The sequence below is a fragment of the Candidatus Berkiella cookevillensis genome (genome assembly GCF_001431315.2).
Lineage (GTDB): Bacteria > Pseudomonadota > Gammaproteobacteria > Berkiellales > Berkiellaceae > Berkiella_A > Berkiella_A cookevillensis.
This window is the reverse complement of sequence record NZ_LKHV02000001.1, coordinates 2,720,971-2,739,286: the sequence shown is the minus strand read 5'-3', so window position 1 is coordinate 2,739,286 and position 18,316 is coordinate 2,720,971. Positions and strand designations below refer to the sequence as shown.

The following is an 18,316-nucleotide window of genomic DNA, read 5'->3' as shown; positions in this document are numbered from 1 at the left end:
GCGAACGGGGGAAAAGACAGTACTGAAGCACCCCCTCAATTCCTCGACGGCGCTAGCCATATCCGTTAAAATGAACCATCCTATCAAAAAGAAGTTAGTTAAGTCATGGTAAAAGATACGCTCAGCACGACCAGCAATTCTTCAAATACACATCCTTTTACGCCTGTTGAGAAAGATACTTCCAGTCTTTTTTTACAAGCACTCAAGTGCCAACCTGTTGAAAGAACGCCTGTGTGGTTGATGAGACAAGCAGGTCGATATATGCCGGAGTATCGCAAATTAAGAAGTCAGGTAAAAGATTTTATCGTACTTTGCCAAAATCCAGAGCTTGCCTGCGAAGTCACGATGATGCCATTGCGTCGTTATCGTTTGGACGCAGCTATTATATTTTCTGATATCCTGTTGATTGGACAAGCCATGGGATTACCGCTTTCTTTCCAAGAAGGAGAAGGTCCTGTGTTTGCGCCTCGCATTGAAAGTTTAAAGCAAGTTGAGCAATTGGAGACCAATGAAGCAGCAGATAAATTATCCTTTGTCAGTGATGCGATTAAACTGGTTGTTAAAGAGCTAAACAATATTCCTTTGATTGGCTTTTGTGGCAGTCCTTGGACAGTGGCAACCTATATGGTTGAGGGGGGCACTAGCAAGGATTTTAGTAAAATTAAAACCTTGGCTTGGCAACAACCTGAAACAGTAGAATTATTGTTAGATAAGCTGTCAGAAACAACCATAAAATACCTCAAAGCGCAGGTAAAAGCAGGTGTGAAAGCACTGATGATATTTGATACATGGGGTGGTATTTTATCCGATCATGCCTATAAGCGTTTTTCTTTAGCTGCGGTTCAAAAAATAGTAAAAGCTTTAAAAGCAGATGAAGCAACAAAATCAACGCCTATTATTTTCTTTGCCAAAGGTAAATATACACTTTTTTCTGATTTAGTTGCGCTGGGTATAGAAGGATTGTCCATTGATTGGACGGTAGACTTGGGTTGGGTTCGAGAGCAAGTCGGCCAGAAGATAGCCTTACAAGGTAATTTAGATCCTACTTTATTAATGGCAACACCTGACATGTTGCAACAAGAAGTGGCACGTGTCATACAATCGCATGGCAAGCAGCCAGGGCATATTTTTAACTTGGGGCATGGTATTTTACCTCAGACACCACCGGAGCAAGTAGAACGTTTAATCGAATGGGTTGAAATGTATAGTCTTCGCACATGAGCTTTCGGGGGTGTTGTCTTCGTCCTCTCGCAATCCTCATGTACTTTTATGTACACTCTGGTTGCTCGAGGCTCGACGCCTACCCTACATTGTGCCCCTTGCGGGTGAAACTCATGTGCTGTGACTATATAGTCGCCAAGAATAATGCGGTGATAATGGGTGGTCAAATAGGATTGAATAAAATATGAAACAACATGAAGCATATACGGTTATATTTCCTGGTACTTTTGATCCCATTACTAATGGTCATATTGATTTGATAGAACGTGCATCAAAGCTATATTCAAACGTTGTGGTTGCTGTTGCAGAGAATACGCGCAAAGGCCCAGCTTTTTCACTTGCTATACGTGTTGGATTGGCCAAAGAAGTATTAACACATTGTGATAATGTAGAGGTTGAAGGCTTTAATATCTTGTTAGCAGATTTTGCTAGACAAAAAAAAGCAAAAGCAATTATTCGTGGCTTGCGTGCAGTATCTGATTTTGAATATGAATTTCAACTCGCTAATATGAATAGACGTTTGGCCGCGGATATTGAATCACTGTTTCTCATTCCTTCAGAGAAATATTCTTTCCTCTCCTCTTCTATGGTAAATGAGGTTGCATCTTTGGGTGGAGACATATCGACATTTGTACCTACTGTTGTCGAGCAGATGCTCAAAGAAAAATTTAAAAAGTAGAAGCAAATATATAGCAAAGGATTTGCATTATGGAAGCATACGAAAAAGTATATGAAATGCTGGCATCTGATTATCGATATTTTGCATTTCGCGATATTGTACAATGGCTAAACTATGAAATGGTCGAAGGCGATATCTTAGAGTTTGGTGTTGGTGCAGGTGTTAGTTTATTGTTATTTGCTCTTTTTCATGAAGAATGTCAGAAACATCCTGAATGGTTGGGCAATAAAGACAAACAAATATTGCAAAGACATTTTGTTGGTTTTGATTCTTTTGAGGGACTACCCGCAGGAGAAGGACATGCGCGGTGGTATAAGAATGTCTTTAAAAATAATGAAAGACGAAATCATCCTTTTCTAAAAACAGGTGAAGTGATTAAGCCTGCACATGTTCTTAAATTGTTTGATATCTGTGGTTTTGATAAACCTATACTCGAAATTGGTTTATTTTCAGAGACTGTTCCTAAAGTGTTACCCCAAAAATATAATAAAGCAGCTATGATTCATATTGATGCGGATCTTTATGAATCTTGTAAGACAGTATTATTTCATATTGAGCCTTTGATACAGAATGGTACTGTGATTATGTTTGATGAATGGTTTGCCTTTAAGGGTGATCCTGACTGCGGTGAGTCGCGAGCCTTTCAGGAATTTTTAGAGGCGCACCCGCATATTCGCGCAATACCGTATAAGCAATATAGTACCTCTAGCTATGCCTTTATTCTTCGCAGAGGGCCAGTGATACAGTAGTGTATTGTGTTGTATAAAATAAAGCATTTACATGGAGCTTATATATGGATACCTATGATAAAGCACATCAAATGTTGCTATCTGATTTTCGATATTTTGCATTTCGCGATATTTTGTATTGGTTGAATTATGAAATGATTGAAGGTGATATTTTAGAGTTTGGGGTCGGTGCGGGCGCTAGTCTTCTATTATTTGCACTTTTTAATACACAATATCAGAAATGGCCAGAATGGTTGGGCGACAAAGAGAAAAAACCTATACAACGAAGAATAGTTGGTTTTGATTCTTTTGAAGGCTTACCCATCGGAGAGGGGCATGCAAGATGGCATGAAAGTGTTTTTAAAAATAATGAAAGGCTCAACCACCCTTTTTTGGCAATTGGCGAAGCTATTAAGCCAGAACATGTTGTTAAGCTTTTTGATGTTTGTGGCTATGAAGCACCGATTCTTGAAGTGGGGCTCTTTTCTGATACTGTTCCTAAAACAATACCCGCAAAATATAATAAAGCAGCTTTGATTCACATTGACTCTGATTTGTATGAATCGTGTAAAACGGTGTTAGCGCATGTTGAGCCTTTAATACAAGATGGTACGGTGATCATGTTCGATGAATGGTTTGCATTCAAAGGCAATCCCAATAAAGGGGAAGCACGTGCCTTTAGAGAATTTTTAGAAGTAAATCCACATATTCAAGCAATACCCTATAAGCAATATAGTATTTCCAGTAATGCGTTTATCATGCAAAGAACTAATACAACGGCAGGTTTTTAACGATATATTGTTTAAAGCCATCAATATCTGCGGCAGCAGTTTGTATTTTCTTTACACCGGCGTTTAGCATTTCTTGCGAAGCCGTTAGAGATAAACGCATATAGCTTTGTTGGTAGGTCGTTTGTGCGCCAAATGCACGCTGGTCTAAGACAGCAACTTGATGATAATAAAGAGCAAACATTTGGAAAATAGTAGATGGAGAGCTGAGTTTTTTAATATTCTCTGGTAAATTTTTATAAACTTCAGAGATACCTAAATGTTCACAAATCTCAGTGATATTGGGGTATAAATACATTGCTCCTTGAGGAATGGCGCAGTACATGCCTTTAATATCATTTAAGGCTTTTGCAATACTATCTCTGCGTTGCTGATAGGTAGAGACTATTTTTGCCAGATAATCCGAGGCTTGAGGGTGCTTGAATGCAGCCGCTGCCGCCTCTTGATGATAAGCTGGCACACACGAAAAATAGTTAATATTCAGCTTTTTGAATATCTCTGCTTCTTCTATCGTGGGTAGGACAGCGTAACCAACTCTCCCACCTGTCCAAGAAAAATTCTTAGAGAGTCCACTACTGATGATCGTTCTCTCTTGCATCCCTGGAATGCTTGCTACAGAATGGTGTGATTGTTGATCAAATATCAAATCCTCATAGATTTCATCAGAATATATTCTTACATTCTTATGGCATTTTGACAAAATAACATCTGCAATCGCTTCTGCTTCTCTTTGAGAAAGCATGGAGCCAGTCGGATTAGACGGGAAATTTAAATAAATGAGTTTTGTTTTTGGTGTGATAGCATCTGCAAGTTGTTCTGCCGTCATTACAAAATGAGATTCTTCTTTTAAGAGAATAGGCACTGCTTTGGCACCTAAATAGTTAATAAAGATTTCATAAATTGGAAATCCAGGAATTGCATAGATAACTTCGTCACCTTTATTGCAGTATATTTGCTGGGAGAACCCGACAGAAGTCTTTGAGCCAGGAAACACAACAATCTGCTCTGGAACGATGGATATTTTTTGTCTTTGTTTGATACGTTCACAAATTGCTTCACGGAATGAAAGTAAGCCTTTGGGATCGCAGTAATGTGTATTATTTTGATCTAATTGAGCTTTGATCTCATCTTTTATAAAATGAGGGATGTCAAAATTTGGATCACCAATATTCAGTTTGACCACATCTAAGCCAGATGCCTGTACTTTAGAAATGTGATCGCCAATCTTGAAAGCGCTTTCTGTTTCCAAATGGATGATATTATCTGCTAGTAATTTCATGGGGTTGTTCTTCATTATTATGGTTGAACAGAGAATACAGAATATGTTTAAGATAACTAAAAGGATGACGATAGATTAAATCTTTGAGCATTATTTTACTGATGGCAATGCCTTCGCCTGAGAGTGGTGTCTCATGCATACTGAGATCTGGATAGCAACATGGGCTGATAAAAAGTGGTTGTGTATTGGGTGGTTCACTAATATCTTTGCAGGATATATTAAAAGAAATACACTCTAAATTGAGTACGGTGGAAGCCTTTATTAAAGTTTGCGCAATGTGTGGATGAATACGTTTTATATCAAAAGATTGTGTACTACCACCACGTTGTGGACTTGGATCAAGCGTTAAAATAATTTTTTCATCTGCCTCAGGGATATGATCTAAGCTTAGACCCAGGCTATGTAAATTTTCTTTGTAGCCAAGATCCATTTTTAATAAACCAATATCAACGGTTTCTACTAATGCACTCCTTCTGTCATTCTCAATCTCCATGAGTTGAGCAATGGTGTGAATACCATCTCCGATAACAAATGCCGAGTGTAAAGAGGCACAACTAAGAATCTTATTTTTAAATAAGAATACATTATATGCTTTTAGCCTTGGATCAAATTCTTCTATGACAATTTCTTCGCACTCATCAAATACTAATTTCATATGGTCTAGCAAGTTATGTTGTGTTCCTATATTGCAAATAGTATCTGCTTGGTAGGCAAAATCATAAGCAGTCATGATGTTCACAGGAAATTTTAAAGGGTTAAGCGACCAATTTTTAGATTCAAAGTCTTCTCTTTTTATTTTTATCATTTTGGTGACGGGTAGCTTGACGCGTCTTAAGATTTTATTTATTAGTAATCTGTCAATGCCAATGATGACGTTTGCTTGAATTGAAAAACTATTGATTCTGTTCCAGAAGAAATAATTACGATTACCCAGTGGTATTTCAATCATCCAGAAGTCCTCATGCTCAATGATGGGAAGATGTAATAATTCTGCTGATTTTTTGTATAGCCTGGTATTAATATACATGCGTTTTAGCTAGAGAATAGAAATGATATTGAATAATAAAATTGTAGTGTATATCTGCTGAAGGTGACATTAAATTTTGAAATTGCGCACAATGCTTGTATTCAAAACCAGTTTTATTATCTTGCTATAATTAAAGCACTCGCAAAGAATGATTATATCATCGGTCAATGGAACATGAACGCTAATATAACAAAGAGAAAAGAACAGCCAAATTTGCCGATCAATGCAAAACTATATTATCAAACAGCGCTTGATTTAGGTTTGCCAGTTCATTTTTATTCAGATGAACACTGTATGCAAGTTAAACTGGAAAATAAATACTATTACTTCAAAGGCTCGATTACACCGCTGAATCTCCGTTCAGACAGTTTTGTATCCGATAACAAAGCAGTTATGAACAAGCTGTTGAAAGATGTGGGGATTCCTGTTGCCAATGCTGCCTTGGTTTCAAGGGAAGACTTTAATAAATCAACTTGGGGGATAGGCAATTTGAAATTTCCACTTGTTGCAAAACCCACGAGTTTTACCTTTGGTGGCATGGATGTGCTTTGTAATATCAAAAATTATGAGTTGCTTGAGAAACATTTGGCCTTTTGTTTTGAAATGCATGAATTTGTTTCTGTTGAAGAATTTCATGGTGGGTTACGTTCATACCGTGCACTTCTGTTAGATAATAAAGTTATTGGTTTGTTAGAAAGAATTCCTGCTCGTGTTTTTGGTGATGGTGTGCATAATATTAGCGAATTGATGGCAATTGAAAATGAGCGTAGAAAACCCTACATTGGAAAAGTAAGTATAGATGAATTATCTGTGAATGAAGAATATGCAATTCGTATGGAAGAACTTGGCATTACTTTAGAGACTGTTCCTAAAAAAGGAGAGACAGTGATGTTATGCTATTGTTCTAATGCTTTATGGGGTGGCACCATGGAAGCTTTAGATATATCGCTTATTTGCGAAGAAAATATTGATCTGATTTGTCGTGCAGCTAAACGTTTAAATTTAAAATTGGTTGGTTTTGATCTTGCTTGTGAGGATATTTCTAAGCCTATTGAACAACCTGGCTCTACAGGCATCATCATTGAGTCAAACTCAAATCCTGATATTAGTATTCATGAGAATCCGCTTTATGGTGAAGCAAATCGTGTTTCTCTTAAAATTTTTGAAAGTATTTTGAAGCGACACCCAAAGTTGTATGCCAAGCTTTGGTGGAAGCATTTTAAATGAAAATAGAAGGTTTTTTTGTGTTAGCATATGCGTACATATGAAAGGCATATCTACATAAGCGTGTAATGGCACTGAAAATTACAGACGACTGTATTAATTGTGATGCCTGTGAGCCGGAATGTCCAAATACAGCTATCTCACAAGGCGAAGATATCTATGAAATCAATCCTCATCAATGTACAGAATGTGTTGGACATTTCGCTGAACCACAATGTCAGAAGGTTTGTCCTGTGGATTGTATTACATTGCATGAGGCCTATGTTGAAAGTAAAGATGAATTGCAGAAAAAATATCAGCAACTTATCCGTATCAAATGAATCTCAATTTGCGCATATTTGTATTATTATTGCTTATCTATAAGTTCAAAGCTGCAACTTGTACCATTTTCATATTCACATCTTCTTTCGCAGCCCTCTACCTCACAAGGTTGCCAAGCATTATTCGGCGTAATTGCTTTATGGGTACTGACCCCTTTGATAACTATCCAGGTATTACTGATCTCTTCTTCATTATGAGCAGGACCAATACGGTAGTAGCAATCTACATGGATGCCGTCAAACAAGGCTTGGAAAGGTTTTTTAACTTCTTCATCATCTCGTAGTGGTCTAAAAGTGAAATCAACCCACCATTTCATGTCTATATCAGACCATTGTCCTGTATCGAGATGGCTATTCACGATACGGGGTATGGGGCATTCGAAATGATCTTTTTCTATCATGTTATTAATGGTGCTAATCGTATTATCAGATTTGCCTGGTTCAGGATAGCTTTGAGGTGTAGGTGAGAGTGGGGCTTCTAAGGGGAGAGCTTGGCTACTTTGTTCTGTGGCAGTATTGCTGTTTGGGGAAGATAGGTTTCCTGCTGCATGCGTTGTTTGGCATTCAGTGAGGCTTAGATTAAGCGCGTCATAGTTTTTTTGTAGGTTTTGTTTTTCTTGAGCCATTTTTTCGAGTTGCTGCGCGTAAAGCGCTGCTTGTGCTGCTTTTGCTTCAGGGCTTGTTGCCTGTGCATAGGAGGCTTTTATTTGACGAATTTCATTTTCTAGAGCACGTATTTCTGTTTGCGCTTTGTCTAAGGCAAGATGTTTGTCCGTGAGTTGCTGCTGAAAATATTGATGATAAACAAAGACTAAGCCTAAGCTAGCGCCGAGTAGCAGCAAAATAAAGAGATGAATAATCAGTGATTTGCCTTGTGTCATGGATGCTTTTAATGCTTGTTAAGTGCTGATAACTACTTTTAGTTATCGATAGAATAGGCTTAAAGCTTTAGCTATATTTGTATGCAGTCTTTGGAGTTATACGCTTATTTAAGAAAATAGCAATCTGTAAGTGCCATTAGATATTAGTTATCATTCAAAATTTTTTGTATTAGGCTGGATTTTAAAGCAAAATAGATATCCTGTACTGAGCATTGCGTGTAAGTAAGCAGCTCTTCAAGTACCTTCATATATTAAGGCTCAGAATGACTTGTGGATTGCTGAGTTGCTGAGCACTGAGCGTGTAGCTTAGAATCATGTTGTATGAATAATTTTTTATGTTTGTTATATAAATAATTCTGAGGGTAAGATAGTGGAAAACTTCTTTTATGGGTTATGTAATCTCTCATGGTGGGGATACATAGTAGTAACCTTAGTTACAACGCAAATTACAATCGCAGGTGTGACCATCTTTTTGCACCGACATCAAGCGCACCGCGCTTTAGATTTGCACCCTATCATTAGTCATGCTTTTAGATTTTGGTTGTGGATAGGGACTGGCATGGTAACCAAAGAATGGGCCTCTATTCATCGCAAACATCACGCTCGTTGTGAAACAGCGGAAGATCCACATAGTCCACAAATAATGGGTATTAAAACCGTTTTGTGGCATGGAGCTGAATTGTACCGTAAAGAGTCAAGAAATAAAGAAACCTTAGAGCGCTATGGTCAGGGTACGCCAGATGATTGGCTTGAAAGGAATGTGTATTCAAAATATCCAAAGCTTGGCATTCTTTCTTTCTTGGCGCTGGAGCTTTTATTGTTTGGTGTGCCTGGCTTGGCTGTCTGGTCTATACAGATGGCATGGATTCCATTTTGGGCGGCGGGTGTTGTCAATGGCATAGGCCATTATTGGGGATATAGAAATTTTGAGTGTAAAGATGAGGCTCGCAATCTCTCTCCTTTAGGCATTTTTATTGGGGGTGAGGAGCTACACAATAATCACCATACTTATCCAACTTCCGCTAAGCTATCTGCTAAGTGGTGGGAGTTTGATATGGGGTGGGGCATTATTTGCGTGCTATCCTTTTTAGGGCTTGCCCGTGTGAAGCGTGTTATTCCTAAAGCACATACTGCGCCTAATAAGATGCAGATAGATACTGATACGCTTAAGGCATTGATAGCAAATCGTTTCCAAATCATGGCTTGTTACTCTAAAAAAGTTATTGCGCCAACTTTTAGTCAAGAAGCACAAAATCTTAAGAGTGTAAAAAATCAGGTTTTAGATAAGATGAAAGATTTAATGATGAGAGAATCTTCATTGTTAAAGCCCCAAGCTAAAATAAATCTGCAAAATGTATTGTCAGAGAATCGTTCTTTATCTCTGGTATACGACTTTAGAGAGCGTTTACAATCGATTTGGGGGCAGACACAAGCTAAAGAAAAAGAGCTTATCACTGCATTACAGCTTTGGTGTAAAGAGGCGGAAGCAACGGGTATAAAATCTTTAGAAGAGTTCTCTGCCTACATTAAGAGCCTTTGTTTAGCGCCTACTTGATAAGAGTAGAAATAAGTGAATAAAAAAATCCCGGGAATTCCCGGGATTTTTTTAAAAAGCGATTTTTAGTGCTACTTCATCTTTTCTTCGACAAACATAACATGTTTACGAACAACGGGATCATAGCGCTTTAAGTTTAATTTTTCTTTATTGCGCTTATTTTTGGTCGTTGTGTAAAAAAAACGAGATTCTGTAGATCGCATAATTACATTAATAGTATCTGCTGCCATGATAGGCTCCTTTAGACTTTTTCACCGTTGTGGCGTAAGACAGCTAATATAGTGTCGATACCTTTTTTATCAATAATACGCATGCCACGGCCGGATACGCGTAATCGGACAAAACGGTTTTCGCTGTCTACCCAAAATCTTTTCCAGTGGACGTTTGCTTTAAAGTCACGTCTTACTTTTTTGTTACAATGGGCAACATGATTGCCACGAGCTGTACCAATGCCGGTAATCATACATGCTCTTGCCATGATTTCCCCTTACCTAAATTATAAATGATTCTGTTGAGCCAGCCTTTATACCAAATTAACCTCTATTTCGCAATGGATCACTCGTAGGAATGGCAATTGATATTTTAGTTGACAGACAAAAGTATAGCGTGGTTTAGTATGAAGCGCTGTTCTTTTGCCAAAAGCTGATCTAACCTCACCCGCCCTACGAGCACCCTCTCCTGTTGACAGGAGAGGGACGAGCAAGTATTTAGTTTTATTTCTTATTATCTGGTCTCTCTTTAAATGCTAGTAATACTGAGAGAGCTTGGGCATTAAAAATTTTAATTTATAAAACTTTCTAAATTCCGAGATGACGAAAGTGGAGAATATTGTAGTGGCACTTTCCCTCTCCTGTTGACAGGAGAGGGTGCTCGTAGGGCGGGTGAGGTTAGATCAAATATTAAAAAAATAAATAGCCATCAACGCACAGAATATTTTTGCTAATTATTAAGCAGGTTGCTCTGTCGCAAGCTCGGCAAGTGCGAGAGATTCTTCACGCATAGATTTAAAGTGTGCTCTACAGGTTGCTATATAGGTGTCATTGCCACCAATCAGCACTTGGTCTCCATGCGTCACCGCTCGACCTTGTTCATTAAGCCGCACATTCATAGTCGCTTTTTTTCCACAATGACAAATGGTTTTGAGTTCCTGTATTTCATCTGCCCAGCCTAACAAATATTGGCTACCAGGAAATAGATTGCCTTGAAAATCCGTGCGTAGCCCATAAGCAAGCACGGGTAGACGAAGTTTATCTACAATTTCAGATAACTGATGTACTTGTGCTTTAGATAAAAATTGTGCTTCATCGACTAGCACACAAGCTATTTTTCTTGTGGCTTCTTGTAGACATAATTGAGTCACCTCAAATAAATGAGTGGCATCGTTAAACGCAATTGCATCGGCATTTAAACCAATACGCGAATGAATTTTTCCAGCCGTGAATCGATTATCCAGTTTGGGGGTAAAGAGAATAGTTTCCATACCCCGTTCATGGTAATTATAATTAGACTGCAATAAGTTAGTACTTTTGCCTGCATTCATTGCAGAATAGTAAAAATACAGTTTAGCCATAATCTATCTCGGTGTGATCACTTGTACGCCAGCGTTGTTTGCCATTAATACCTTATCAGCACCACGTTTGGCAAATAACCCACAGGTAACAACACCGACGATGTTATTAATCTTTTCTTCTAAGGCAATTGGTTGGGTAATGTTTAAATGGTGTACATCTAGAATGTGATTACCATTATCAGTAACACAGCCTTCTCTATACACAGGATCACCACCCAATAGTACAAGTTGTCTTGCAACATGACTTCTGGCCATGGGAATCACTTCTACAGGTAAGGGGAAAGCACCCAGCTGGAGTTTGTATTTAGACTCATCAATGATGCATACAAATTTTTCAGAAATAGCAGCAATAATTTTTTCTCGCGTTAAGGCTGCGCCGCCCCCTTTGACTAATTCGCAATGATGATTACATTCATCTGCACCATCGATATACACGCGGATGATGCCATCATTTATATCCGCAATGGGAATATTAAAGGATTTTAATTTTGCCTCTGTTGCTAAGGAGCTTGGCACGGCGCCGATGATTTCATGACGAATGGGAGATTGCGCTAAAGCCTCGATGAAGAGATTGGTTGTAGAGCCTGTGCCAACCCCAATAAGGGTGCCTGGTTCAATTTCTGCAACAGCAGCAATAGCAACTTTTTGTTTGAGTTCATTTTGTGTTGTCATGATTATATCCAAGTAAGTTAGAGTTATTTTTTTAGCATTTTTAAAATGGTGCGCCACTCATTTGCTGTAACAGGCAAGATAGATAAGCGGTTACCTTTTTGTACCAGAGGCATTTTTGCAAGTGCGGTATTTTCTTTTAAAGTACGTAATGATATTACAGTGTCAAATTTTTGTTTGAGCTTTACATCCACCATATACCAGCGTGGATTTTCTGTTGTACTTTTAGGATCGTAATAGGGTGAGCTTTTTTTCAAGGCAAAATGGTCGGGGTAAGCAGATTTTACGATAGTGACAATCCCAACAATACCTGGTGTATCACAATTTGAATGATAGAAAAAAGCCTCATCACCCACTTTCATTTCATCGCGCATAAAATTTCTGGCTTGATAATTGCGCACGCCTTCCCAATGTTCGGTTTGATGAGGAAGCGCCGCAAGATGATCGATACTAAAAGTAGAAGGCTCGGATTTCATAAGCCAGAATTTTTGTTGCATAGGGGGTGCCGTGAAAGTCTGCTGAATTATTTGTCAGTAAAGACACATTTTAGCATAGCTTTTAGCGGTCTCCCAAAAACAATTGGGCGCTTAATCGTCTTCGTAGATGAGTTTTAGCCACAAGAGGCTCGCCTGCCCGACAGCTCATCTGCTGTGACTAGGCTTTAGGATTTTCAAAAATAGCTTGATGTGTAACAACTTTATCTAAGGCAATATCAGTCTCATTGCTGGGTACAAGTGGTACTTCTTGAAAGGCATACCCTAGTCCTACTAACATTGGTTTGGATAGAGGCTGATGAAAAGCAAAGGTACGATCATAATAACCTTTTCCCATACCCAAACGACGGCAGTGTGCATCAAAAGCAACCAAGGGCACAAACACTAAATCGAGCTTCTGTGGCTCAATATACTCTGATGCTTGTTCTGGAGGCTCTAAAATACCATATTGATTCATTGCCATTTTCATTTTGAGTGTGTAGTGATAGAAATCTAAGGTGGAAGCTTCGGGTTTTACAATCGGTAGATAGATATTTTTACCTAATCTTGCAGATGTTTGCAGAATCGGTTTTGTGTCTAATTCACCTTGTATAGGCATGTACAAGGCAATATGTTGTGCTTCTTTGAAGAAGCTTTGTTCAATGATGCGCAACCATACAGCAATGGAAGCATCATGCCGTTGTGACCGGCTTAAATTGCGTCTTAGTTTTTTAAGACTTTGTCGTAACAATTGCTTTGCTTGGTGTGTCACTTAAGCTCGTACTTAAAAAAATAAAGGTGGCTTAATCCAGTATGCCGCTACCTGTCGGTCTTGAACCCAGGGGTTCAAGTGGGCGCCTATGTATCTCTTCAGGCTTTCCACACAAGGTGGACTTGCACAACAGTGATAGCAGTCTAGCTCCCAAGTTTCATAGCATCGGCTCAAGAGTCTTTAAGGTGCATGCAAACACACCAGAAAAAGCCAATTCGTTACACGGTTTCCGCTTCCATTGCGTGTGCATTCACGGAAGTTTCAGAAAATGATAGTGTAGACATGGGGTTATTATCCATAGCTACATTGATATTTAAATGATTATTTTGCGCCACTTCCTCTTTTCTCAGATCTTTCTGAAGCGCTTCATCAATCTTACTTTGTAGTAGTTTAATCCGATCAGAAAAATCAGCAACTCTATTTTCTCGATTTTCTTTGAGGGCAAGTAGCTCATGGGCAATGTTGAGAGCGGCCATTACGGCAATACGTTCTAAACCAATGACTCTTCCTGTCTTGCGAATTTGCCTCATTTGTTTATCTAGATAAGACGCGGCATTTTTAAGGGTCACTTCCTTATCAGGAGGACAGTTAATGCAAAACTCTTTATCTAGAATACTAACAAATGTACCTTTATCACTTGCTTTCATGAAAAGCGCTCCAGTTGGGTCCAATAGATGAAATTTTCTCTTTCTATTAATATTAGGCCTCGTAGGGGCATGGGGTCAACACACACACTGTGATAAGCTACAAACCTTTAAGCGCTTTGCAAGGGGTAAGACGATGAGCACAGCAAAAACAGAGCATTCAGTGTACGAACACATACAAACTTTTTTAGAACCTTTGCATTTACCCATTACAGCGTCCTATTTATTTGGTTATGCACTCTCTAAGGTCTTACAAGGCAAACATGATCCCAAGCTATGTTTAGCTGCATATACAACACAGCTCAAGTTGGATGAAAAGCTATCTCAAAAAATTGAACCACTCGTAGAACCCATCATAGAACTCATTTATCTGCAATTATTAGAAACCTCAATCGAGTTGGAAAACATGCTTCCAAATAGCGAAATGCCTTTATCTGCACGTATTTATTCTTTAGTAGAATTCTTGCAAGCTTTTTTATTAGGCATTGAGCAAGAAACCTTGGGTGATTTTGTGGATGAGCCAGAAGCATTAGAAGAGATGCTGAATGATTTTTCTGTGCTGACGCAGATGGATATGGATGAAGAAGATTCTGAAGAAAGTGAAGCTAATTATGTTGAGATTATTGAATATGTAAGGATTGGTATTCTGCTTATGGCGGAACATGCACTGTTTTTTATTGAACAACGGCAGGCAAAAGCCAATCAAGTTCATCATTAAGGTGCACTTTGCGAACAAAGAAAAAAACAGTTACGACAAACGCTAAAATCTAATCGGAGAAATAAATGGATTTTTCAGCAAGGCGACAAGCCGTTTTTAATAAACTCCCAGAAAATAGCTTAGTGCTATGTTCCAGTGCACCGATGCAGTTTCGCAATAGTGATGCAGAACATATGTTTAGACAAGAGAGTTATTTCCATTATTTAACAGGCTTTAATGAGAGTTTTGCCATTGCTGCTTTTATTAAAAATAAAGAAGGTAATAAATTTATTTTATTTTGCCAAGACAGAGATAAAGATCAAGAAAGATGGTCTGGCACAAGAGCAGGATTAAAGGGCGCACGGGAGCAGTTTGGAGCAGATGAGGCTTATTCTATTTCTGAAGCTGCTATTCGATTCCCTGCATTATTTCATGATATTCATCAGGTTTATTATATCGTTGGCATGCATCCAGCTTTTGAGAAAAAATTATTTTCTTGGATAAATGCGATTAGGAGACAGCAACGCAAAGGCGTTACTATTCCTTATACATTTATTGATTTTCGTGTGCTGATAGATGAGATGCGACTCATAAAGAGCGCAGAAGAAATCAGTGCGATGAGAAAAGCATGTGATATTACTCTATCAGGGCATCGCAGAGCCATGAAGGCATCAAGTGCCGATTTGTATGAATATAGCCTTGAGGCTGAATTACTTTATGCCTTTTATCAAGGAGGAAGTCGGCATGTTGCCTATAATCCAATCGTTGCTTCTGCGAATAATGCCTGTACGCTGCATTATGTTGAAAATAAAGATAAATTAAAAGATAAAACATTGGTATTAATTGATGCAGGCTGTGAATATGAAAACTATGCTGCCGATGTAACGCGCACTTTTCCTGTGAATGGAAAATTTACCACTGAGCAGCAAGCACTTTATGAATGTGTGTTGGCATCGCAGTTAGCGGCTATTCAATCAATCAAGCCAGGTGCAGCGTGGAATGAAGCGCAGAAAATTATTATTGAAGTACTGGTAACAGGTTTGGTTGAGCTAAGAATTCTGCAAGGTGATGTCAAAGAATTAATTGAAAAAGAGGCCTATAAGAAATTTTATATGCACAATAGTGGGCATTGGTTAGGCTTAGATGTGCATGATGTTGGTGATTATAAAATAAATAACCAATGGCGACCACTGCAAGCGGGAATGGTCTTAACTGTAGAGCCAGGTCTTTATATTGATCAAGAAGAAAGTAGTGTGCCTGCAAAATACCGTGGCATTGGTATCAGAATTGAAGATGATATCTTAGTGACTGAACAAGGGTGCGAAGTGCTGACGGCTGATCTACCCAAAACGGTTGCTGAGCTTGAAAGTTTTATGAAAAAGCATTAAGGGGCGTTGTGAGTCAATATCAGTATACAATTTTAGGTGGTGGCCTTGTTGGCGCTACAACTGCTTTAGCATTAGCGAAGTTTCATTTGCCTATTTGTGTGCTGGAAACAAAGCCTCGTTTGTATGAACAGAGCGCTGATCTTTTAGAAATGAATACGATTGCCTTATCTTATGCCAGTGCTCAACTTTATCAGTACTTAGGATTATGGTCTGAGATAATGCCTTATGCTGAGCCGATTAATGAGGTACATGTTAGCACACGTGGGCATTGGGGAGGGGCACGGCTTTCAAAACAACAGGTCGCGTATCCTGCATTGGGTTATGTAATTGCTACGGAAACATTAAAAAATGTGCTGTATGAGACTTTAGATAAAATTCCAAATGTTGAGCTAAGATTTTCAGCATCACTGGCAGCGGTTCGTTTTGAGGCTGGGCAATGGTATTGTGAGCAAGATGATAAGAAAAATTTTAAGACGCAGTTATTACTTTTAGCGGAAGGTGCGAGCAGCACAGTTCGTGACATGCTGGGAATTGGGACTTATCGTTATGACTATAAACATCACGTTATTATGGCAAATGTTAAGCTTTCACAATCACTCTCTGGATGTGCCGTGGAGCGTTTTATTGATGCCGGTGTGATTGCGCTACTACCATGGAAAAATAATATCGCAACGATGGTGCTCTCTTTTCCAAGAGAAAAGAGTGAGCTTTTTCGTTCATATGCAGACGCTGAGATTATGAATATCTGTCAGCAGGCGCTTGGGCAGTCCTATGGTGTGATAGAAGCGATTGGAAAGAAAATAGTTGTGCCACTTAATATGCAGCTTTCACAGCAGCACTTCTTTAAACAATTGTTGTTGCTTGGAAACAGCGTGCATAGTATTCATCCTATTGCCGCTCAGGGCTTTAATTTGAGTTTAAGGGATATTAAGCGTCTTTATGTATCCATTGCAAAGAGTGTCGATCCCGCCAAATGGGGGAGCTCACTCTTTGAGTTAAGCGATTATGTTCGAACATGTCAGAGTGATCAACAGAAAATAATTGCCGCCACAGATAAGCTTGCACATTCTTTAGAAAAGGTGCCTGGTTTTTTGAAAGCAGTGAGTATTAATAGTCTTGATACTTTAATGCCAATGAAAGCGCTCTTTACACGTTTGGCAATGGGATTAGATTTTTAATTATGAGTATTTGTTATTTAAAAACTGCCAACAATGCACTTCATTGTGATGTCATTATAAATGGTGGCGGTATGGTTGGCTTAACCTTGGCGTTATTATTAGCGCAAGCAGATTATAGCGTTATTATTCTTGAGACGAATATTAAGACCCCCATCGCACCTACATCCACAGAAATACCTTCTGATTTACGCGTGGTTGCTTTAACACAAGCAACACGGCAACTTTTTGAAAGCTTAGATATTTGGCAGAGTATTGCAAGTAAGCGCTTGGGTACAATGGAGAACATCAAAGTATGGGATCAAGCACTCAGTGGTTCGGTTTTTTTCAGTGCCTTGGAAGCAAAAGAGCCTGATTTAGGCGTTATTGTTGAGCAATCTGTGATTTTGCATGCATTGCAAGCAGCATTACAGCATTATCCAAATGTGCAAACAATCTATGATACGCCATTGCAAGCTTATCAGATAAGTGCTGATCGCTTAATGGCTACCATGCAGAATAATAGTATTTTAAGTGCAAAATTATTAGTGGGTTGTGATGGTGGACAATCATGGGTGAGGAATTTTTCTGCTATTGCTGTAAAAGAAAGATCCTATGATCAACTGGCCATTGTCGCGACCATTCAGAGCGAAAGACCTCATTTAAACACCGCCTATCAGCGCTTTAATGCAACAGGTGTATTAGCCTTATTACCTTTATCTGATCCATTCACACTTTCTATTGTCTGGAGTGTAGAGACGACCTTGGGTCAATCCTTAATGATGCTTTCACAAGAGGCATTTTCACAGCAGCTAACCCAAGAAGTGGAAGCTGTGTTAGGGACATTGACCGTGATGAGCAAGCGCATACAATTTCCTTTAAGAGAGCAGCATGCAACTTCATATATAGGCGAGCGTGTGGCTTTGGTAGGAGATGCCGCGCATGTGATACATCCTTTAGCAGGACAGGGTGTGAATTTAGGATTTTTGGATGCGGCTGTATTAGCAGATATATTGGTGCAAGCAACCAAAAAACATCGAGATATTGGTTATGATTATGTATTAAAGCGCTATCAACGTAGCAGAAGAATGCATAATCAAGGCATGATTTATTTAATGCGTGCTTTTAAAGAAGGATTTACGCATACGTCACCTTTGCTGGGATTGTTGCGAAATAAAGGCCTAGATTGGGTAGACAGTCATGCTTGGTTAAAGCAATTTTTTATTCAAAAAGCATTAGGGAAATGA

General features: G+C 38.8%; 20 protein-coding genes, 1 other RNA gene and 1 pseudogene. 11 read left to right on the top strand and 11 right to left on the bottom strand.

Features of this window, described 5'->3' with window-relative positions:
• Nucleotides 1-105 precede the first annotated feature (105 nt).
• From hemE to CC99x_RS11775, 4 genes are all read left to right on the top strand, one after another.
• The gene (gene hemE / locus CC99x_RS11790) at nucleotides 106-1,221 is read left to right on the top strand and encodes a uroporphyrinogen decarboxylase (RefSeq protein ID WP_057625191.1); all 1,116 of its coding nucleotides are present in this window, start codon (nucleotides 106-108) and stop codon (nucleotides 1,219-1,221) included.
• 184 nt (nucleotides 1,222-1,405) lie between these two features.
• On the top strand, nucleotides 1,406-1,900 hold the full coding sequence (gene coaD, locus CC99x_RS11785) for a pantetheine-phosphate adenylyltransferase (protein ID WP_057625190.1): 495 nt from the start codon (nucleotides 1,406-1,408) through the stop codon (nucleotides 1,898-1,900).
• 29 nt (nucleotides 1,901-1,929) lie between these two features.
• The gene (locus CC99x_RS11780; RefSeq protein WP_057625189.1) at nucleotides 1,930-2,649 is read left to right on the top strand and encodes a TylF/MycF/NovP-related O-methyltransferase; all 720 of its coding nucleotides are present in this window, start codon (nucleotides 1,930-1,932) and stop codon (nucleotides 2,647-2,649) included.
• 44 nt (nucleotides 2,650-2,693) lie between these two features.
• The gene (locus CC99x_RS11775; protein ID WP_057625188.1) at nucleotides 2,694-3,419 is read left to right on the top strand and encodes a TylF/MycF/NovP-related O-methyltransferase; all 726 of its coding nucleotides are present in this window, start codon (nucleotides 2,694-2,696) and stop codon (nucleotides 3,417-3,419) included.
• On the opposite strand, the gene CC99x_RS11770 is transcribed toward CC99x_RS11775, so the two are convergent.
• The gene (locus tag CC99x_RS11770; RefSeq protein ID WP_057625187.1) at nucleotides 3,397-4,695 is read right to left on the bottom strand and encodes a pyridoxal phosphate-dependent aminotransferase; all 1,299 of its coding nucleotides are present in this window, start codon (nucleotides 4,693-4,695) and stop codon (nucleotides 3,397-3,399) included. The genes CC99x_RS11775 and CC99x_RS11770 overlap by 23 nt on opposite strands.
• A complete protein-coding gene (locus CC99x_RS11765; protein WP_057625186.1) occupies nucleotides 4,676-5,722 on the bottom strand; it encodes a hypothetical protein in 1,047 nt (348 codons plus the stop codon). The genes CC99x_RS11770 and CC99x_RS11765 overlap by 20 nt, the downstream gene beginning before the upstream one ends.
• A gap of 63 nt (nucleotides 5,723-5,785) precedes the next feature.
• Between CC99x_RS11765 and CC99x_RS11760 the strand changes: the two genes are divergently transcribed.
• Both CC99x_RS11760 and CC99x_RS11755 read left to right on the top strand, forming a co-directional pair.
• Nucleotides 5,786-6,949, top strand: coding sequence for a hypothetical protein (locus CC99x_RS11760; protein WP_057625185.1), 1,164 nt, complete (start codon nucleotides 5,786-5,788; stop codon nucleotides 6,947-6,949).
• A 65-nt stretch (nucleotides 6,950-7,014) separates the two neighbouring features.
• Nucleotides 7,015-7,266: a YfhL family 4Fe-4S dicluster ferredoxin gene (locus CC99x_RS11755; RefSeq protein ID WP_057625184.1), complete on the top strand. Its 252-nt coding sequence runs from the start codon at nucleotides 7,015-7,017 to the stop codon at nucleotides 7,264-7,266.
• Nucleotides 7,267-7,292: 26 nt separating this feature from the next.
• Here CC99x_RS11755 and CC99x_RS11750 read toward each other — a convergent pair whose 3' ends face one another.
• Nucleotides 7,293-8,147: a hypothetical protein gene (locus tag CC99x_RS11750; protein ID WP_057625183.1), complete on the bottom strand. Its 855-nt coding sequence runs from the start codon at nucleotides 8,145-8,147 to the stop codon at nucleotides 7,293-7,295.
• 370 nt (nucleotides 8,148-8,517) lie between these two features.
• On the opposite strand from CC99x_RS11750, the gene CC99x_RS11745 reads away from it, so the two are divergent.
• Complete coding sequence (locus CC99x_RS11745; RefSeq protein WP_057625182.1) at nucleotides 8,518-9,702, top strand: DesA family fatty acid desaturase; 1,185 nt, start codon at nucleotides 8,518-8,520, stop codon at nucleotides 9,700-9,702.
• 71 nt (nucleotides 9,703-9,773) lie between these two features.
• Here the strand turns inward: CC99x_RS11745 and rpmG are convergent, their stop codons facing one another.
• From rpmG to CC99x_RS11705, 8 genes and pseudogenes are all read right to left on the bottom strand, one after another.
• Complete coding sequence (gene rpmG, locus CC99x_RS11740; protein WP_057625181.1) at nucleotides 9,774-9,932, bottom strand: 50S ribosomal protein L33; 159 nt, start codon at nucleotides 9,930-9,932, stop codon at nucleotides 9,774-9,776.
• 11 nt (nucleotides 9,933-9,943) lie between these two features.
• The gene (rpmB, locus tag CC99x_RS11735; RefSeq protein WP_057625180.1) at nucleotides 9,944-10,180 is read right to left on the bottom strand and encodes a 50S ribosomal protein L28; all 237 of its coding nucleotides are present in this window, start codon (nucleotides 10,178-10,180) and stop codon (nucleotides 9,944-9,946) included.
• Between the two features lie 468 nt (nucleotides 10,181-10,648).
• Nucleotides 10,649-11,272, bottom strand: a complete 624-nt coding sequence (locus CC99x_RS11730) for a thymidine kinase (protein ID WP_057625179.1) — start codon at nucleotides 11,270-11,272, stop codon at nucleotides 10,649-10,651.
• A 3-nt stretch (nucleotides 11,273-11,275) separates the two neighbouring features.
• The gene (gene rpiA, locus CC99x_RS11725) at nucleotides 11,276-11,944 is read right to left on the bottom strand and encodes a ribose-5-phosphate isomerase RpiA (protein WP_057625178.1); all 669 of its coding nucleotides are present in this window, start codon (nucleotides 11,942-11,944) and stop codon (nucleotides 11,276-11,278) included.
• A 23-nt stretch (nucleotides 11,945-11,967) separates the two neighbouring features.
• Complete coding sequence (locus CC99x_RS11720) at nucleotides 11,968-12,438, bottom strand: EVE domain-containing protein (protein ID WP_057625177.1); 471 nt, start codon at nucleotides 12,436-12,438, stop codon at nucleotides 11,968-11,970.
• A 157-nt stretch (nucleotides 12,439-12,595) separates the two neighbouring features.
• The gene (locus CC99x_RS11715; protein WP_057625176.1) at nucleotides 12,596-13,186 is read right to left on the bottom strand and encodes a 5-formyltetrahydrofolate cyclo-ligase; all 591 of its coding nucleotides are present in this window, start codon (nucleotides 13,184-13,186) and stop codon (nucleotides 12,596-12,598) included.
• 29 nt (nucleotides 13,187-13,215) lie between these two features.
• Nucleotides 13,216-13,396, bottom strand: a non-coding RNA gene (gene ssrS, locus CC99x_RS11710) — 6S RNA.
• 149 nt (nucleotides 13,397-13,545) lie between these two features.
• A pseudogene (locus CC99x_RS11705) lies at nucleotides 13,546-13,833 on the bottom strand (cell division protein ZapA); the annotation flags it as partial.
• 133 nt (nucleotides 13,834-13,966) lie between these two features.
• Here CC99x_RS11705 and CC99x_RS11700 point away from each other — a divergent pair.
• The 4 genes from CC99x_RS11700 to CC99x_RS11685 all read left to right on the top strand — a co-directional run bounded on the left by CC99x_RS11700 (nucleotide 13,967) and on the right by CC99x_RS11685 (nucleotide 18,316).
• Nucleotides 13,967-14,548: a UPF0149 family protein gene (locus CC99x_RS11700; RefSeq protein ID WP_057625175.1), complete on the top strand. Its 582-nt coding sequence runs from the start codon at nucleotides 13,967-13,969 to the stop codon at nucleotides 14,546-14,548.
• A gap of 65 nt (nucleotides 14,549-14,613) precedes the next feature.
• A complete protein-coding gene (gene pepP / locus CC99x_RS11695) occupies nucleotides 14,614-15,915 on the top strand; it encodes a Xaa-Pro aminopeptidase (RefSeq protein WP_057625174.1) in 1,302 nt (433 codons plus the stop codon).
• Nucleotides 15,916-15,923: 8 nt separating this feature from the next.
• Nucleotides 15,924-17,093 carry an FAD-dependent monooxygenase gene (locus tag CC99x_RS11690; RefSeq protein ID WP_057625173.1) on the top strand — a complete coding sequence of 390 codons (1,170 nt, stop codon included), beginning with the start codon at nucleotides 15,924-15,926 and terminating at the stop codon, nucleotides 17,091-17,093.
• A gap of 2 nt (nucleotides 17,094-17,095) precedes the next feature.
• Nucleotides 17,096-18,316: an FAD-dependent monooxygenase gene (locus CC99x_RS11685; protein ID WP_057625172.1), complete on the top strand. Its 1,221-nt coding sequence runs from the start codon at nucleotides 17,096-17,098 to the stop codon at nucleotides 18,314-18,316.

Excerpts from the sequence above, each read along its gene's own strand:
- hemE (WP_057625191.1), top strand. The coding sequence starts at position 106 with ATGGTAAAAGATACGCTCAGCACGACCAGCAATTCTTCAAATACACAT.
- coaD (WP_057625190.1), top strand. The coding sequence starts at position 1,406 with ATGAAACAACATGAAGCATATACGGTTATATTTCCTGGTACTTTTGAT.
- CC99x_RS11780 (WP_057625189.1), top strand. The coding sequence starts at position 1,930 with ATGGAAGCATACGAAAAAGTATATGAAATGCTGGCATCTGATTATCGA.
- CC99x_RS11775 (WP_057625188.1), top strand. The coding sequence starts at position 2,694 with ATGGATACCTATGATAAAGCACATCAAATGTTGCTATCTGATTTTCGA.
- CC99x_RS11770 (WP_057625187.1), bottom strand. The coding sequence starts at position 4,695 with ATGAAATTACTAGCAGATAATATCATCCATTTGGAAACAGAAAGCGCT.
- CC99x_RS11765 (WP_057625186.1), bottom strand. The coding sequence starts at position 5,722 with ATGTATATTAATACCAGGCTATACAAAAAATCAGCAGAATTATTACAT.
- CC99x_RS11755 (WP_057625184.1), top strand. The coding sequence starts at position 7,015 with ATGGCACTGAAAATTACAGACGACTGTATTAATTGTGATGCCTGTGAG.
- CC99x_RS11750 (WP_057625183.1), bottom strand. The coding sequence starts at position 8,147 with ATGACACAAGGCAAATCACTGATTATTCATCTCTTTATTTTGCTGCTA.
- rpmG (WP_057625181.1), bottom strand. The coding sequence starts at position 9,932 with ATGGCAGCAGATACTATTAATGTAATTATGCGATCTACAGAATCTCGT.
- rpmB (WP_057625180.1), bottom strand. The coding sequence starts at position 10,180 with ATGGCAAGAGCATGTATGATTACCGGCATTGGTACAGCTCGTGGCAAT.
- CC99x_RS11730 (WP_057625179.1), bottom strand. The coding sequence starts at position 11,272 with ATGGCTAAACTGTATTTTTACTATTCTGCAATGAATGCAGGCAAAAGT.
- rpiA (WP_057625178.1), bottom strand. The coding sequence starts at position 11,944 with ATGACAACACAAAATGAACTCAAACAAAAAGTTGCTATTGCTGCTGTT.
- CC99x_RS11720 (WP_057625177.1), bottom strand. The coding sequence starts at position 12,438 with ATGCAACAAAAATTCTGGCTTATGAAATCCGAGCCTTCTACTTTTAGT.
- CC99x_RS11700 (WP_057625175.1), top strand. The coding sequence starts at position 13,967 with ATGAGCACAGCAAAAACAGAGCATTCAGTGTACGAACACATACAAACT.
- pepP (WP_057625174.1), top strand. The coding sequence starts at position 14,614 with ATGGATTTTTCAGCAAGGCGACAAGCCGTTTTTAATAAACTCCCAGAA.
- CC99x_RS11685 (WP_057625172.1), top strand. The coding sequence starts at position 17,096 with ATGAGTATTTGTTATTTAAAAACTGCCAACAATGCACTTCATTGTGAT.